The 12,435-nt window shown below is 47.5% G+C and carries 16 protein-coding genes; 12 read left to right on the top strand and 4 right to left on the bottom strand.

The genetic code is table 11. The annotated features are described in order from the left end of the window. From Q0389_RS05480 to Q0389_RS05500, 5 genes are all read left to right on the top strand, one after another. A partial coding sequence (locus Q0389_RS05480; RefSeq protein ID WP_298692468.1) for a class I SAM-dependent methyltransferase occupies positions 1–605 on the top strand: 605 nt, incomplete at its 5' end. Further along, positions 602–1,450 (top strand): ModD protein, encoded by an 849-nt coding sequence (modD, locus tag Q0389_RS05485; protein ID WP_298692469.1) that lies wholly within the window; start codon positions 602–604, stop codon positions 1,448–1,450. The genes Q0389_RS05480 and modD, both read left to right, overlap by 4 nt. After that, complete coding sequence (locus Q0389_RS05490) at positions 1,447–1,845, top strand: hypothetical protein (RefSeq protein WP_298692471.1); 399 nt, start codon at positions 1,447–1,449, stop codon at positions 1,843–1,845. The genes modD and Q0389_RS05490 overlap by 4 nt, the downstream gene beginning before the upstream one ends. Then, a complete protein-coding gene (gene modB / locus Q0389_RS05495) occupies positions 1,835–2,509 on the top strand; it encodes a molybdate ABC transporter permease subunit (RefSeq protein ID WP_298692474.1) in 675 nt (224 codons plus the stop codon). Before Q0389_RS05490 ends, modB begins: the two co-directional genes overlap by 11 nt. Next, the gene (locus tag Q0389_RS05500; protein WP_298692477.1) at positions 2,506–3,381 is read left to right on the top strand and encodes an ABC transporter ATP-binding protein; all 876 of its coding nucleotides are present in this window, start codon (positions 2,506–2,508) and stop codon (positions 3,379–3,381) included. The genes modB and Q0389_RS05500 overlap by 4 nt, the downstream gene beginning before the upstream one ends. 13 nt (positions 3,382–3,394) lie before the next feature. On the opposite strand, the gene Q0389_RS05505 is transcribed toward Q0389_RS05500, so the two are convergent. Together Q0389_RS05505 and Q0389_RS05510 are read right to left on the bottom strand one after the other, a co-directional pair. Continuing rightward, the gene (locus Q0389_RS05505) at positions 3,395–3,946 is read right to left on the bottom strand and encodes a globin (protein ID WP_298692480.1); all 552 of its coding nucleotides are present in this window, start codon (positions 3,944–3,946) and stop codon (positions 3,395–3,397) included. 139 nt (positions 3,947–4,085) lie between these two features. After that, on the bottom strand, positions 4,086–4,502 hold the full coding sequence (locus Q0389_RS05510; RefSeq protein WP_298692482.1) for a TOBE domain-containing protein: 417 nt from the start codon (positions 4,500–4,502) through the stop codon (positions 4,086–4,088). Between the two features lie 191 nt (positions 4,503–4,693). On the opposite strand from Q0389_RS05510, the gene Q0389_RS05515 reads away from it, so the two are divergent. The 7 genes from Q0389_RS05515 (at position 4,694) to clpX (ending at position 10,510) form a co-directional block, all read left to right on the top strand. Then, positions 4,694–5,383, top strand: a complete 690-nt coding sequence (locus Q0389_RS05515) for a response regulator transcription factor (protein WP_298692484.1) — start codon at positions 4,694–4,696, stop codon at positions 5,381–5,383. Beyond that, positions 5,370–6,542 (top strand): HAMP domain-containing sensor histidine kinase, encoded by a 1,173-nt coding sequence (locus Q0389_RS05520; protein WP_298692487.1) that lies wholly within the window; start codon positions 5,370–5,372, stop codon positions 6,540–6,542. Before Q0389_RS05515 ends, Q0389_RS05520 begins: the two co-directional genes overlap by 14 nt. A 359-nt stretch (positions 6,543–6,901) precedes the next feature. Further along, a complete protein-coding gene (locus Q0389_RS05525; protein WP_298692490.1) occupies positions 6,902–7,129 on the top strand; it encodes a twin-arginine translocase TatA/TatE family subunit in 228 nt (75 codons plus the stop codon). Between the two features lie 211 nt (positions 7,130–7,340). After that, on the top strand, positions 7,341–7,856 hold the full coding sequence (locus Q0389_RS05530) for a hypothetical protein (protein ID WP_298692492.1): 516 nt from the start codon (positions 7,341–7,343) through the stop codon (positions 7,854–7,856). Then, positions 7,856–8,689, top strand: a complete 834-nt coding sequence (locus Q0389_RS05535) for an SIR2 family protein (protein ID WP_298692494.1) — start codon at positions 7,856–7,858, stop codon at positions 8,687–8,689. The genes Q0389_RS05530 and Q0389_RS05535 overlap by 1 nt, the downstream gene beginning before the upstream one ends. Before the next feature lie 10 nt (positions 8,690–8,699). Beyond that, positions 8,700–9,296, top strand: coding sequence for an ATP-dependent Clp protease proteolytic subunit (locus Q0389_RS05540; RefSeq protein WP_298692497.1), 597 nt, complete (start codon positions 8,700–8,702; stop codon positions 9,294–9,296). After that, on the top strand, positions 9,296–10,510 hold the full coding sequence (gene clpX / locus Q0389_RS05545; RefSeq protein WP_298692500.1) for an ATP-dependent Clp protease ATP-binding subunit ClpX: 1,215 nt from the start codon (positions 9,296–9,298) through the stop codon (positions 10,508–10,510). Before Q0389_RS05540 ends, clpX begins: the two co-directional genes overlap by 1 nt. 37 nt (positions 10,511–10,547) lie before the next feature. Here the strand turns inward: clpX and Q0389_RS05550 are convergent, their stop codons facing one another. Together Q0389_RS05550 and Q0389_RS05555 are read right to left on the bottom strand one after the other, a co-directional pair. After that, the gene (locus tag Q0389_RS05550; protein WP_298692503.1) at positions 10,548–10,922 is read right to left on the bottom strand and encodes a S24 family peptidase; all 375 of its coding nucleotides are present in this window, start codon (positions 10,920–10,922) and stop codon (positions 10,548–10,550) included. Between the two features lie 29 nt (positions 10,923–10,951). Beyond that, a partial coding sequence (locus Q0389_RS05555) for a glutamine--tRNA ligase/YqeY domain fusion protein (RefSeq protein ID WP_298692505.1) occupies positions 10,952–12,435 on the bottom strand: 1,484 nt, incomplete at its 5' end.

Genomic DNA, 12,435 nt, shown 5'->3' on the forward strand with positions numbered 1-12,435 from the left:
TCGGATGCGGCCCCGGTACCCTCGCTATCCCCCTTGCAAAACAGGTTAAAGAGGTGATTGCCATCGATTTCTCCGCCCAAATGCTCGCCGAGCTCGAAGCCTATGCCGCACGTGAAGGGGTTACCAACATCAAAACCTACCACATCGGATGGGAAGACGACTGGAGCATTCTTCCGCCCGTCGATATCGCCGTCGCATCACGCAGCGTCGAGGTCAAAGACATCGATACGGCTCTATCGAAAATGTCCACCCACGCCCGAAAAGCGTGCTATGTTACCTATAAAGCGGGGGGAAGCTTCGTTGATATGGACATCCTCGATTTTATCGGCAAAAAAATTATCGGCAAACCCGATTTTTGGTATATCCCGGTTTTGCTCTACCAGTACGGCTATCTTCCCCGCATCGACTACATTGCGACGCAGCGCGGCAGTCTGCGCTATACGAACGAAGAGGAGTTCGTCGAATCGCTGATATGGAGTCTGGGGGGTCTGGACGAAACACAGATCGCCAAAGCCAGAGAATACTATCAACTTTTCATTCTCTCCAGAGAACGCAATCCGAAACCTTTTACCTGGGCATTCATCGGATGGGAGACGGTTAAATGATCACCCTCAGCGATAACGAACTCGAATCTCTTCTACTCGAAGACGTCCCATACGGCGATCTCACCACCCGATCGCTCGGAATCGACGAACAGCGTGCCCGTATCACCTTCGCCACCCGGGAGCGTCCCCTCGTCGCTTCATGTACCGAAGAGGCGGTTCGACTCTGCGGGCTTTACGGTCTGGAGATCGACGGTTATGTCAAATCCGGTACCCTCGTCCCTCCCAAAAGCGTTTTTCTGGAAGCCCGCGGCGATGCCGGAAATATCCATCGTATCTGGAAAAGTGTCCAAAATCTCCTCGATTACGCAGGAGGAATCGCTACCTATACCCGCGAAGCCGTTTTGCTGGCACATTCGATCAATCCCGATATCGTCGTTGCTACTACCCGTAAAACGACGCCGTTCACCAAAAAAATCGCGATCAAAGCGGTCGAATCGGGCGGAGGGGTTGCCCACCGTTTAGGGCTCTCCGAATCGATCCTCATTTTCGAATACCACCGCATCTTTTTCCCAAGCGATGAAGCGTTTCACGAGGCACTTGCCAAAATCAAAAAATCCAATCCCGAGAAAAAAATCGTGATGGAAGCCGAAACAATCGATCAGGCGGTTTTATTCGCATCGATGGGGGCGGATATTCTCCAGCTCGAAAAACTTCCCCTCTCCAAACTTTCCGATGCCGTACAGCGTTTGCGAAACGATTTCCCGCATCTGATTCTCATAGCAACCGGAGGAATCAGCGCTAAAAATATCGCAGAATATGCCGGAACGGGCGTCGATATGATCGTCACATCCTCACCGTATAATGCCAATCCCGCCGATATCAAAGTTACCATCGAGCCGCTATGAATACCTTACAAGCCACAATCAGCGGTATCGCCTCATCAGGACACATCTCTTCGATTCGGGTCTCTGTCGGTCCGGACGAATTTTATCTTCTGCTGGCCGAGCATACGGACGATTTGATGTTCAATCACTCCGTTACCTTGGCCTTTAAAGAGACCGAGGTGATTTTGGCAAAAGGGGTAGTCGCTTCGAGCGCCAATGTCCAAAATGCTTCGGTCAAAATGATCGAAAAAGGGGATATCCTCTCCCAGATCACCCTAGCCTATCACGATACGGTTATTAAAGCATTGATTCCGACCCTTACGTTTGAAGCCCTCGATATCCGCGAAGGCGATGACGTACGCTGGATCGTCCAACCGAGTGAAATTTCCCTCTTACGGAGCAGCCATGGAATCTGAATTCATAAGTACGATGGCTTTGACCTTTAAACTCGCCGCCATCACGACAGCGATCCTTCTCGTCATTGCCATTCCGCTTGCATCGTTCATTGTCTTCAGCCGTGTGCGGTTTAAAAGCATAATCGAAACCATCGTCTCGATGCCTCTGGTACTTCCGCCGTCCGTACTGGGGTTTTATCTTCTCATTACGTTTAGCCCCTCTTCTACCGTCGGGACATTTCTTACCGAACACGGTATCCGTCTGGCTTTCAGTTTTGAAGGTCTCGTTGTCGGCTCCGTCCTCTTCAGTCTCCCGTTTATGGTTCATCCGATCCAATCGGCTCTGGCACAGGTTCCCCGCTCTATTTTCGAAGCCGCCTATACTCTGGGAAAATCCAAATTCCAAACGATGACGCGGGTAATCCTCCCCTCCATTCGGCACGGACTCATTTCGGGTATCGTTCTGGCATTTGCCCATACGGTCGGAGAGTTCGGAGTGATTTTGATGATCGGAGGAAATATCCCCGGAGAGACACGGGTCGCATCGATCGCCATCTATGACGAAGTCGAATCGCTCAACTACGCTTTGGCACACCAATACGCGCTGACACTGTTTGCAGTCACCTTTGCAATCCTCCTTCTCGTCTATACCCTCAATAAAAAATCGCTCGGGGAGATTCGATGATATCCATAAACGTAACCAAACATCTCGATACCGCCGAAGGCTCTGTTGAAGCCCATTTCGAGCTCGAAATCGGCGACAGCGAATTTCTCACCCTCTTCGGCCCTTCCGGTGCCGGGAAAACGACCTTATTACGGATGATCGCAGGATTGGAAACCCCTGATAGCGGAGCTATCGAAGTCGACGGCGAAGTATGGTTTGACACTACCCGCCGTATCAATCTCACTCCCCAAAAACGGAGCATCGGCTTCGTGTTCCAAGACTACGCACTTTTCCCTACTATGTCCGTTCGGGAGAATCTCCTCTTTGCCGCAGAAAACGATGAACAGCGCCGCGGTGTCGATGAACTGATTGAACTGATCGAGCTTACCGCACTCTCCGATCGGCTCCCATCCAGCCTCTCGGGAGGGCAAAAACAGCGGGTCGCATTAGGGCGCTCGCTCGTACGCCGTCCTAAAATTTTGCTGCTGGATGAACCGCTTTCGGCGCTTGATCCTTCCATGCGTCAAAAACTTCAGGACGAACTCGCCCAGATTCATAAACGGTTTAAAATTACCACTCTGCTGGTGAGTCACGATATCGCCGAAACGGTTAAACTCTCCGATCGTATGGCATCGGTCAAATCGGGGAAAATCGTGACACTCTCTCCACCATTGGAGTATTTCAGCGAAAAGACCCTGAGCGGAAAACTGCAGCTTATCGGAGAGGTCTTGAAAATAGAAGAGGATTTTCCGGTCTCTATCGTGACCTTGTTAGTGGGTTCGTCCGTCGTCAGAACCGTCATCAGTACGGAAGAAGCGGCAGAACTTGCCATCGGTGCTCAGGCGATCATCTCGTCAAAAGCCTTCAACCCGATCGTCATGCCGATCCGATAATACGGACGGCTGACTAACTGCATCGATCCAGCAATGTAAAATCGGCCAGATCGGTCCAAATCGATCCATAGGGATACCGTTCGACCGGAGCTTTGGAAGTACGGCGATTGATCATCCAGACCGACAGCGGCTCGATCCAATTCCAAAACTCTTCGATACATTCGGAGGGCATTGACATATCTTTGATCACTTTTTTATACGTCGCAAGCCAAATATCCCTCGCCTGCTCATCTACCGTCATTTGAAAATAACGCATTCGCAAAGCGGGATATCCGATAAGCGGCGGAGAGAATCTGCCGCGAGAAAGCATCTCTACAAAAAAGTCGGCGGTTTTTGTCGTAGCAAACTCGAATGCCTCCTCTTCGGAGGGCAACAAATCGCCGGCTTCGCTCAAACGGAGCAGGTTATGGTGGTAACGGACCATTTTACGTATCTTATCCGAACCCCATAACATAAAAAGGCGATGCGACGGAAGCGGAACTTCCGGATAGCGATTGCCGCGATAACTGAGCGAATGTCCCTCTTCGATAGAAGAAGCCTCGTGTGTTTGCATGATCTGAGTCATTGTGCCCCCTTTCAAAACTATCGTTATATCTAAAATGATATAATGAACTACAGAAGAAATTTCTTAAAGAAAAAACTTAACAAGAAAAGATTTAAGGATAAAAATCGGAGGATTCCGGAGAGAGCCCCGGAACGACGAATTATTTAGCGAGAATAATAAAATTAGCTTTGATCAATGCATAAACTTTATCGCCGACGCTGAAGCCCAAATCTTCAACTGCATCTTCGGTAATCACCGCGGTCAGAGTTTGATCTCCCATAGCCAGCTTAAGTTCGCCGTTGACAATACCGTTTTTCACTTCGAGAACTTTGGTTTCGATGACGTTACGAGTGCTGATTTTACCCGGGTTCTCTTTTGAAACCATGACAAAAGGAGCTTTGATGATCGCATAGATGCTTTCACCGATACTGAGTTGCATATCGTCGACCGAATCATTAGTAATGACGGCTTTTAAAACGGTTCCGCCGCCGATATTCAAAACGATTTCGCTGTTGATTTGACCTTTTTTGATCTCGGAGATCGTACCTTTAAGCTCGTTGCGTGCGCTGGTTTTCATGACAAATCCTTTTAAGAATAATATGGAGTTTGTCTGCGGTTGTGAAAGTATCCTCCACATCAACTTAAAAGTATTCTTGTTGTTATTTTGATACAACGTAGGCTAAGATTTATTTTATAATCTATTCGGTTTCTCTATCGGTGCTATAATCCTTCTACATAAATTGCCCTGAACCGGAGAAATTGCGCCCGATGCAATCGAACACCTCTACACTGCCCAAAATTCTTCTCCTTGAAGACGATGAAACCCTCTCGGAAATCCTGCAGGAGTTCCTCGAAGAAAAAGGGTATGAGGTCATTGCGGTATATGATGGTCACGAAGCCGTCGATCGGGCTTATTCTGATGCTTTCGATCTGTTCTTGTTCGACATCAAGGTCCCGTTTCAAAACGGCTTTGACGTCCTTTCTCAATTACGCCTCGAAGGGGAAGAGTCTCCCGCCGTATTTATCAGTTCGCTCGGAAGTATCGAAGACCTTTCGCGGGCATACGATGCCGGGTGCGACGATTTTTTACGTAAACCCTTTGAACTCCAAGAACTCGAAATACGGATCAAAGCCCTTCTTAAACGTCGTTTCTATCACAAATCGGATGAAAAAATCCGTCTATGCGAAGGGATTTATTTCCATTTGCAGCGTAACCGTCTGTACCGGAACGACGAAGAGATTCCCCTTTCGCGCAAAGAGGCTAAAATTCTCAAAACGCTCTTAGCCCACCCGGGTGAAATCGTCTCAAATGAGCAATTGTTCGCGGCAGCCTGGGATTATGACGACGAAACCCGTGAAGAGAGCCTGCGTACCCATATTAAAAACCTCCGTAAGATATTAGGAAAAGAGACCATTACCAACATCCGAGCCCAGGGGTATTTTCTTGCTCAAAGCTGAACGTGCTTCGCTGATCCAGTTCGTCTTACTGTTCGTCATTTTAAACACCCTTTTTTTATTGACCCTCTCCGTGCTGTATTATTACTACCAAAAAAATATCTACTACGAATTACGGCAAAATTCGATGCTTTTTTATGCCGGTAAAGTGTACGACAACATCTATTCCGCCGAGTCGGTCGAGGAGATGCGCCGTCATGTCATCAAAGACCCCCGTTTTGAAATCGCTTTTTTAGACAAACACAAAAGAGTTCTATTCGCCTCTTCTACAGGATTCGACGTACCGATCCGAGAGGGAATTTTCGAATTTAAAGACCATTTATATCAAATGGAATCGATTGAAATGAAATCGCTCCACACCGTACGCTACATTGCCATACGGGCCGATTCGATCGAACCCGAACTTGCCAAAACACGCGAAGCTATTTATATCGTTCTTATTTTCTCAACTTTGTTCATGACGCTGATGATCTACACCCTCTCGAAGCTTTTTCTCCGCCCTTTGCGTGTCTACATCGGCAAATTGGACCGTTTTATCCGTGATACGACGCATGAGCTTAATACTCCCCTCTCCATCATCAGTATGAGCCTCGAACGCCTCAGAGAAGAAGAGCTTGCCCCCAAAGCATTGAAACATACCGAACGGATCACGGTAGCGCTTCGAACGATTTCCCATCTCTATAACGACCTTACATTTTTGACGCTGTATCAAAAAACCCGTTCATACACTCATACGATTGATCTTTCCGTCCTTTTGAAAGAACGGATCGACTATTTTCGTCCCCTCGCCGATGCCAAAAAAATCAGTTTCGAGCTCGATATCCATTCCGTAACCATCGATGCCGATACCGAAAAAATGGCCCGTATTATCGATAATCTTCTCTCCAACGCGATCAAATACAATAAACGCTCCGGTACGATCAGTGTCATTCTAAAAGAGAATGCATTGAGTGTAAGCGATACGGGAATCGGTATCCCCGAAGATAAGCTGCACGATATTTTTATCCGCTATTCACGCTTTGATGACGCTAACGGCGGCTTCGGGATCGGTTTGAATATCGTCCGTATAATTGCTGCAGAATACGGATTTGCAATCGACGTAGAGTCTAAAATCGACGTAGGGACGACATTTACTCTAAACCTCACCCCCGCTTCACACTAACTTCACACTCACTCCTTTATACTTTCACCACGTACAGAAATGTACTACGCTCCTTAAAGGATTCGATGAAAGAAAAGGTAATCGCTCTTGTTCATGCGCTCTATATGAACTTGATTTTTTGCTGCCTATGCTGCTGTGCAAGCGGAAACAATACTCCCAAAAGATGACGGAATATCCGCCGTCATCTCCTCCTATTTTATCAATCTCTTGTTGACTCGGTTTCTCTCTCTTCCGAGTCACGCGACCTTTGTTCTCCATCATTATTTACACGCATTAAGACTCTCTATCCTCAGAACTTCACACTAATTTCACACTTCTCACATTAGACTGTCTAAAATTAATACTCAAGAGGATGAATCATGGCCATGCCGAGCGGATCAGAACTATTACTGGTTTTCGGAATAGTAGTTCTTTTATTCGGTTCCAAAAAAATCCCTGAACTGGCCAAAGGTCTGGGACAGGGAATCCGAAATTTTAAAAATGAAATGAAAGAGGGAGAACCGCCGCCGGGTGAAGCCCCAAAAGCCATCGATAAACCGTCGGTTGCAACAGCATCACCTATTCCCGAAAACAGCGTCAAAGCATAACTCTCAGCCTTCAGTACGGGTCGCTCACCTCCGTGATCGGCTCGCTTCCTCTCTTTTAACAGATGTTCCTTCCACCTTCTAATTCCGACATTTTTGTCATCTCGCCTCTTGTCTGAGCGACACGGTCGATTAAATAGGAGTAGTTTTATCCTATTTTATGCAAGAACGCTAAATGCATCTATTTGGCGAATACCTCAAATAGGAGTCCGTTTTGCAGATACGATACCGCACATCCACCCTGCATCTCGAAGATATGCCCTTAGATATCGGCTACGCTTCCGAGAAGGTGACATTGAAAAATCCGGCCGGCGAATTATTTAGCATCGGGGGGCACAACGGGTTTACGCAACTGATCGTGACGGCTCCGTTTATCGATGACGAATTTTTGACGCAGTTGGGAGAGATCAATACGCTCCTGTCGTTAAACGCTCTTGATAGTATCAGTAAATCAGTAGCGGTCGCTACGCCGAAAGACGAAAAAGTCGAGTTGGAAGGGTGGCAATACGGTGTCGATTATGACGAAGCATTCGGGGATTATTACGGTATTCGTCTCGCCAAAGGGGAACTGGGAGGCGAATTTGCCAAAGCCCTTTTCATTATTTCGAAAGACGGCGCACTTTTTTACAACGAAATTCTCGACGACCTGAACAAACCGTTTACTCTCGAGAGAGCGCTGCCTAAAATTGCCGCCGCAATGCAATGCTATACAGGAAAAGGATGCCACTAATGGACACTACGATATTTGAAACGATTAAAAAAGAGATTCGAAACCAAACGACTATCCCCTATTTCGGGTTGGGCGTATTTGAAGGGATCATGACCAAAGAGGGAGAAGCGGTTCCTCACGACAGCGACTCACTGATCTTGGCGATGAACGGCGGCCGTGCGATGGCGCCGCGTCTAATGTACGAATACTCACGTGCCGCAATGCACCTCGAACAACGCCGCGGCGTCGAATATATGACACAGCTGATCAACCATATCTATACCAAACCGTTTGATCCTACGCCGTTGCATAAAGCTATCGTTGATATGATGCCCCGCTATATCATCGATACAAACCGCGACACCAAACTGCAAGAGGTTCTTGCCTATACGCCGCACTGCATGATTATCGGCAAAGCACGGATCATGGGGAACGATTACCGTTATGAAGTATACGAATACGATGTCGAAAACCAAAAATACTTTTTAGTCGAAGAGGAAGTTTTGGAAACCGCGGAGAAAATCCTTTTCAAACCGATGGGAACCCCCTTGCCGAATCCGAGCTTTATTATCAGTGACGCCGACTATGTCGACTGGCTCACCGAAGCGATGGGCGGCTATGCCGTTCCGAAAGTGCTCAAAACCTATCGCAAAACCAAAAAATATCTCTTTTTGGGAACCTCGTTCGACCGCGATACCGACCGTATGGTGGCTAACGAGTTGAGCCTCGATCTCGAAGGCGGCTACGTCATCACGGATAAAGAGCTCGGTAAAAAAGAGAAAAAGTTTATCGACAAGCACAATCTCGAAGTAATCCCGATGTCGCTTCCAGAATTTATTAAAGCATTTGTATAAGGAGTCTGCTATGCCCATGATACCAACCGTCAAAGATATTTCTCCCCGCGGAGAGCGTTATTTCGATCTGTTTTCGAAATTGTTGGGTGACCGTGTCATCGTTATCACCGAGGCTATCGATGATCATATGATGGGGGTTATCGTCTCCCAGCTCCTCTATCTCGAAGCGATGGACCCGGATGAGCCGATCCACATGTACATCAGTTCGCCGGGCGGATCGGTTATGAGCGGATTAGCGATTTTGGATACCATGAATCTGATCAATGCTCCCGTTTATACCTATGCGATGGGTCTTGTCGCCTCTATGGCAGCCGTCTTGTTCACCTGCGGTGAAAAAGGGCACCGCTACATGCTCCCTAATGCCGAAGTGATGATTCATCAACCGCTCGGTGGCTATTCGGGACAAGCGAGCGATATCGAGATTCATACGAAACATATCCTGAACCTCAAACGCCGTTTGTATGTGATCCTGGCCAACGCAACCGGCAAAAGTACCAAAGTGATCGAAAAAGAATCGGACCGTGACAACTACATGGAAGCACCGGAAGCGATCGCATTCGGTCTCGCCGATCAGATTCTTGAAAAATTCACCCAAAAGGATGTGTAATGAGTACCGAAAAAACCTGCTCGTTTTGCGGACGCAAACAAAGCGAAGTCAAAAAAATGTTCTCTTCGGAGACAACCCACATCTGTAATGAATGTATTACAACCTGTTCGGCTATCTTGCAAAAAGAGGTCCGCTACGAACAGCGCTCCGCGATGCAGCAGCAGCTTCCGACACCGGAAAAAATCGTCGAGTATCTGGATAAATACATCATCGGGCAGGAAGATGCGAAAAAAGTCCTTGCCGTAGCACTGTATAACCACTACAAACGGATCGAAAATCCGGTCTACAACAACGTCGAACTCGAAAAAAGTAATATTTTGCTTCTCGGACCGACCGGTAGCGGTAAGACGTTGCTCGCCAAATCGCTCTCCAAAATCATGCAGGTTCCGTTTGCCGTCGCTGATGCGACCGCTCTTACCGAAGCAGGTTACGTCGGTGAAGACGTCGAGAGTATCCTCTCACGCCTCCTCGCTGCGGCAAACTACGATATCGATCTCGCCCAACGTGGTATCGTCTATATCGATGAAATCGATAAAATCGCCCGCAAAGGGGAAAGCTCGACCATGGGTCGCGACGTCTCCGGCGAAGGGGTACAGCAAGGGCTTCTTAAAATCCTGGAAGGGAGCGAAGTCTACGTTCCGGTCAAAGGGAGCCGCAAAAACTCGACAACCGAAACGGTATTGTTTAATACCACGCATGTCCTCTTCGTCTGCGGCGGAGCGTTCGTCGGTCTCGTTCCTGATACCCATACCAAAAAATCGAACAAAGTGGGATTCGGAAAAACCAACACCACGATGGAAGTGAAAGAGAAAAAAATCGATGCAAAAGCGTTGGTTCATTACGGAATCATCCCGGAATTTATCGGACGGATTCCGGTTATCGCTCAACTGCGCGAACTGACCAAAGAGCAAATGGTTAAAATTCTTCAAGAACCGGACAATGCATTGATCAAACAGTTCCAGGCATTGTTCGACATGGACGGAATCGAGCTGAATTTCGAAGACAAAGCTCTCGATGCGGTAGCGCAAAAAGCGATCGACAGAGGTGTCGGAGCGCGGGGATTGCGCGGAATCATCGAAGAAGCGATGTTGCCGTTGCAATTTAGCTGCCCGTCTAAAAAGAATCTCCAAAGTGTTACGATCACCGAATCGGTCATCGAAGACCCTTCAAACGAACCGATCTATACGTTTAAAAATGAGAAAGAGCAAGAATAGCATTCCCGTGCAGGCGGGAATAGCACTTGTTAATTTTTTACAACGATGTAAAGGTTAACAACACCTTTGCGACAACTCTTACCTCGTCCAATAGATAGACCAGATGCTCATACCCGTGATTGAGTGAAACAAAATATTTTTGGTTATCGATAAGTGCAGCTTTTTTAATCCACATACGATCGTTTTTATAGACTAAAAAAATTGCATTACCTTCAAACTCTTTTTGGGATAAATCTGCAACAACTAAAGAATTATTTTGTATCAAAGGTTCCATAGAATGACCTTCAACTTTAACAACAAATAATGATTGCAATTCAAAAGAGCTTTTAATCAACGATGATGAAAAAACCAATTCTTGTTTCTCAAATTGGTCTTTTTTTTGTTCAAAATATTCTAATGTGATAGTATTCATAACTAATAGTAAGTCTTCAATTTATGCTTTTATTGTAACTTCTGCGCTACGAGATCATTGACAACTTGAGGATTTGCTTTTCCTCCGCTCACTTTGAGCACCTGCCCGACAAAAAATCCGAACAGTTTCGTATTACCCGCTTTGTATTTTTCGACATTGTCGGGATTTTTCGACATCACGTCATCGATGATCGGCGCGATTACGGCTGGGTCGCTGATTTGTACCAATCCCTGCGCTTCGACGATTGCGGCAGGATTTTCGCCGCTTAGCACCATCTCTTCGAACACCTGTTTAGCGATTTTGTTGGAGATGATCTCATCATCGATCATTTTGACCAGTTCGGCGATTTGTGCAGGGGTAAATTTCAGCTCATCCGCCTCTTTTTCTTTCAGCTCACGCGCCACTTCGTTGGAGACGATATTCGCCAATGTCACGGGACTGTTATGCACAGAGAGAGCGTCTTCGAAAAATGCGGCGAGTTTCTCATCCCGTGCGAGGGTATTGGCCACTTCGTTCCCCAGTTTCATCATCCCCGTATAGGTATCAAAGCGCGCTTGTTCGGCTTCGCTCATCGGCGCAACTTCGCCGTCGATCTGTACCTTTTTCTCTGTCGTTTTACGCTCAGGCTTCGCTGTGTTTTCGTCAGCATTGACTTTTTTATTCCACGAATCTTTGAGCCCTACGATTTTGTTAAAAACCGGCGTTTCGTCAGTGTAATCGACCGGATCGGCGTAAAAATAGCCCTGACGCTCGAACTGGAAGCGGACATCGGGTTTTTCAGTGATAACAGCAGGCTCGATGAGGGCGTTTTTGATGATTTTCAGGGAATCGGGATTGAGATCTTCCACCCCTTCCGGCGCTTCGTTGGCATAAAGACGATCGTAGAGGCGCACCTCGACCGTTTTGGCACTATGAGCATCTACCCATTGGATCGCACTTTTGACCTTGATACCGCTCGTATCGGAGCCGCTTTTCGAGTCGGGATGGTACGTCGCGATAATCTCGGTGATGTTGCCCTTCGCGTCTTTGATCACCTCTTTGCAGGTGATGATGTAGGCGTGTTTGAGACGCACGCTCTGTTCAGGCGTAAGGCGGTAAAAGCCCGCTGGCGGGTTCTCGCTGAAATCGTCGCGCTCGATGTAGATTTCACGGGAAAACGGCAGTTTGCGGGACCCCTCTTTGGGAACGTCTTCAGGGTAATACGAGGCGTCGAGTTCTTCGCTCCCCTCGTAATTCTCGATCGTCACTTTGAGCGGATCGAGGACACACATGACCCGCGGTACTTTGGTATTCAGATCATCACGGATACAAAATTCGAGCTGTGCGACGTCGACCATCGAGTTGGCTTTGGCGACACCGATTTGATAACAGAAATTGAGGATCGATTCGGGAGTATATCCGCGTCGGCGCAACCCTGCGATGGTCGGCATACGGGGATCGTCCCAGCCGTTGACGTAGCCTTCGTTGACCAGCTCTAAAAGCTTTCGTTTGCTCATGACGGTGTAGTTGATCC

Source organism: uncultured Sulfuricurvum sp. (genome assembly GCF_937936435.1).
Taxonomy (GTDB): Bacteria; Campylobacterota; Campylobacteria; order Campylobacterales; family Sulfurimonadaceae; genus Sulfuricurvum.

What these genes read in the sequence shown, in the direction of transcription:
- modD (WP_298692469.1), top strand. Translation starts at nt 602, where the DNA reads ATGATCACCCTCAGCGATAACGAACTCGAATCTCTTCTACTCGAAGAC.
- Q0389_RS05505 (WP_298692480.1), bottom strand. Translation starts at nt 3,946, where the DNA reads ATGACTCAGATCATGCAAACACACGAGGCTTCTTCTATCGAAGAGGGA.
- Q0389_RS05540 (WP_298692497.1), top strand. Translation starts at nt 8,700, where the DNA reads ATGCCCATGATACCAACCGTCAAAGATATTTCTCCCCGCGGAGAGCGT.
- Q0389_RS05500 (WP_298692477.1), top strand. Translation starts at nt 2,506, where the DNA reads ATGATATCCATAAACGTAACCAAACATCTCGATACCGCCGAAGGCTCT.
- Q0389_RS05515 (WP_298692484.1), top strand. Translation starts at nt 4,694, where the DNA reads ATGCAATCGAACACCTCTACACTGCCCAAAATTCTTCTCCTTGAAGAC.
- clpX (WP_298692500.1), top strand. Translation starts at nt 9,296, where the DNA reads ATGAGTACCGAAAAAACCTGCTCGTTTTGCGGACGCAAACAAAGCGAA.
- modB (WP_298692474.1), top strand. Translation starts at nt 1,835, where the DNA reads ATGGAATCTGAATTCATAAGTACGATGGCTTTGACCTTTAAACTCGCC.
- Q0389_RS05490 (WP_298692471.1), top strand. Translation starts at nt 1,447, where the DNA reads ATGAATACCTTACAAGCCACAATCAGCGGTATCGCCTCATCAGGACAC.
- Q0389_RS05535 (WP_298692494.1), top strand. Translation starts at nt 7,856, where the DNA reads ATGGACACTACGATATTTGAAACGATTAAAAAAGAGATTCGAAACCAA.
- Q0389_RS05525 (WP_298692490.1), top strand. Translation starts at nt 6,902, where the DNA reads ATGGCCATGCCGAGCGGATCAGAACTATTACTGGTTTTCGGAATAGTA.
- Q0389_RS05550 (WP_298692503.1), bottom strand. Translation starts at nt 10,922, where the DNA reads ATGAATACTATCACATTAGAATATTTTGAACAAAAAAAAGACCAATTT.
- Q0389_RS05510 (WP_298692482.1), bottom strand. Translation starts at nt 4,502, where the DNA reads ATGAAAACCAGCGCACGCAACGAGCTTAAAGGTACGATCTCCGAGATC.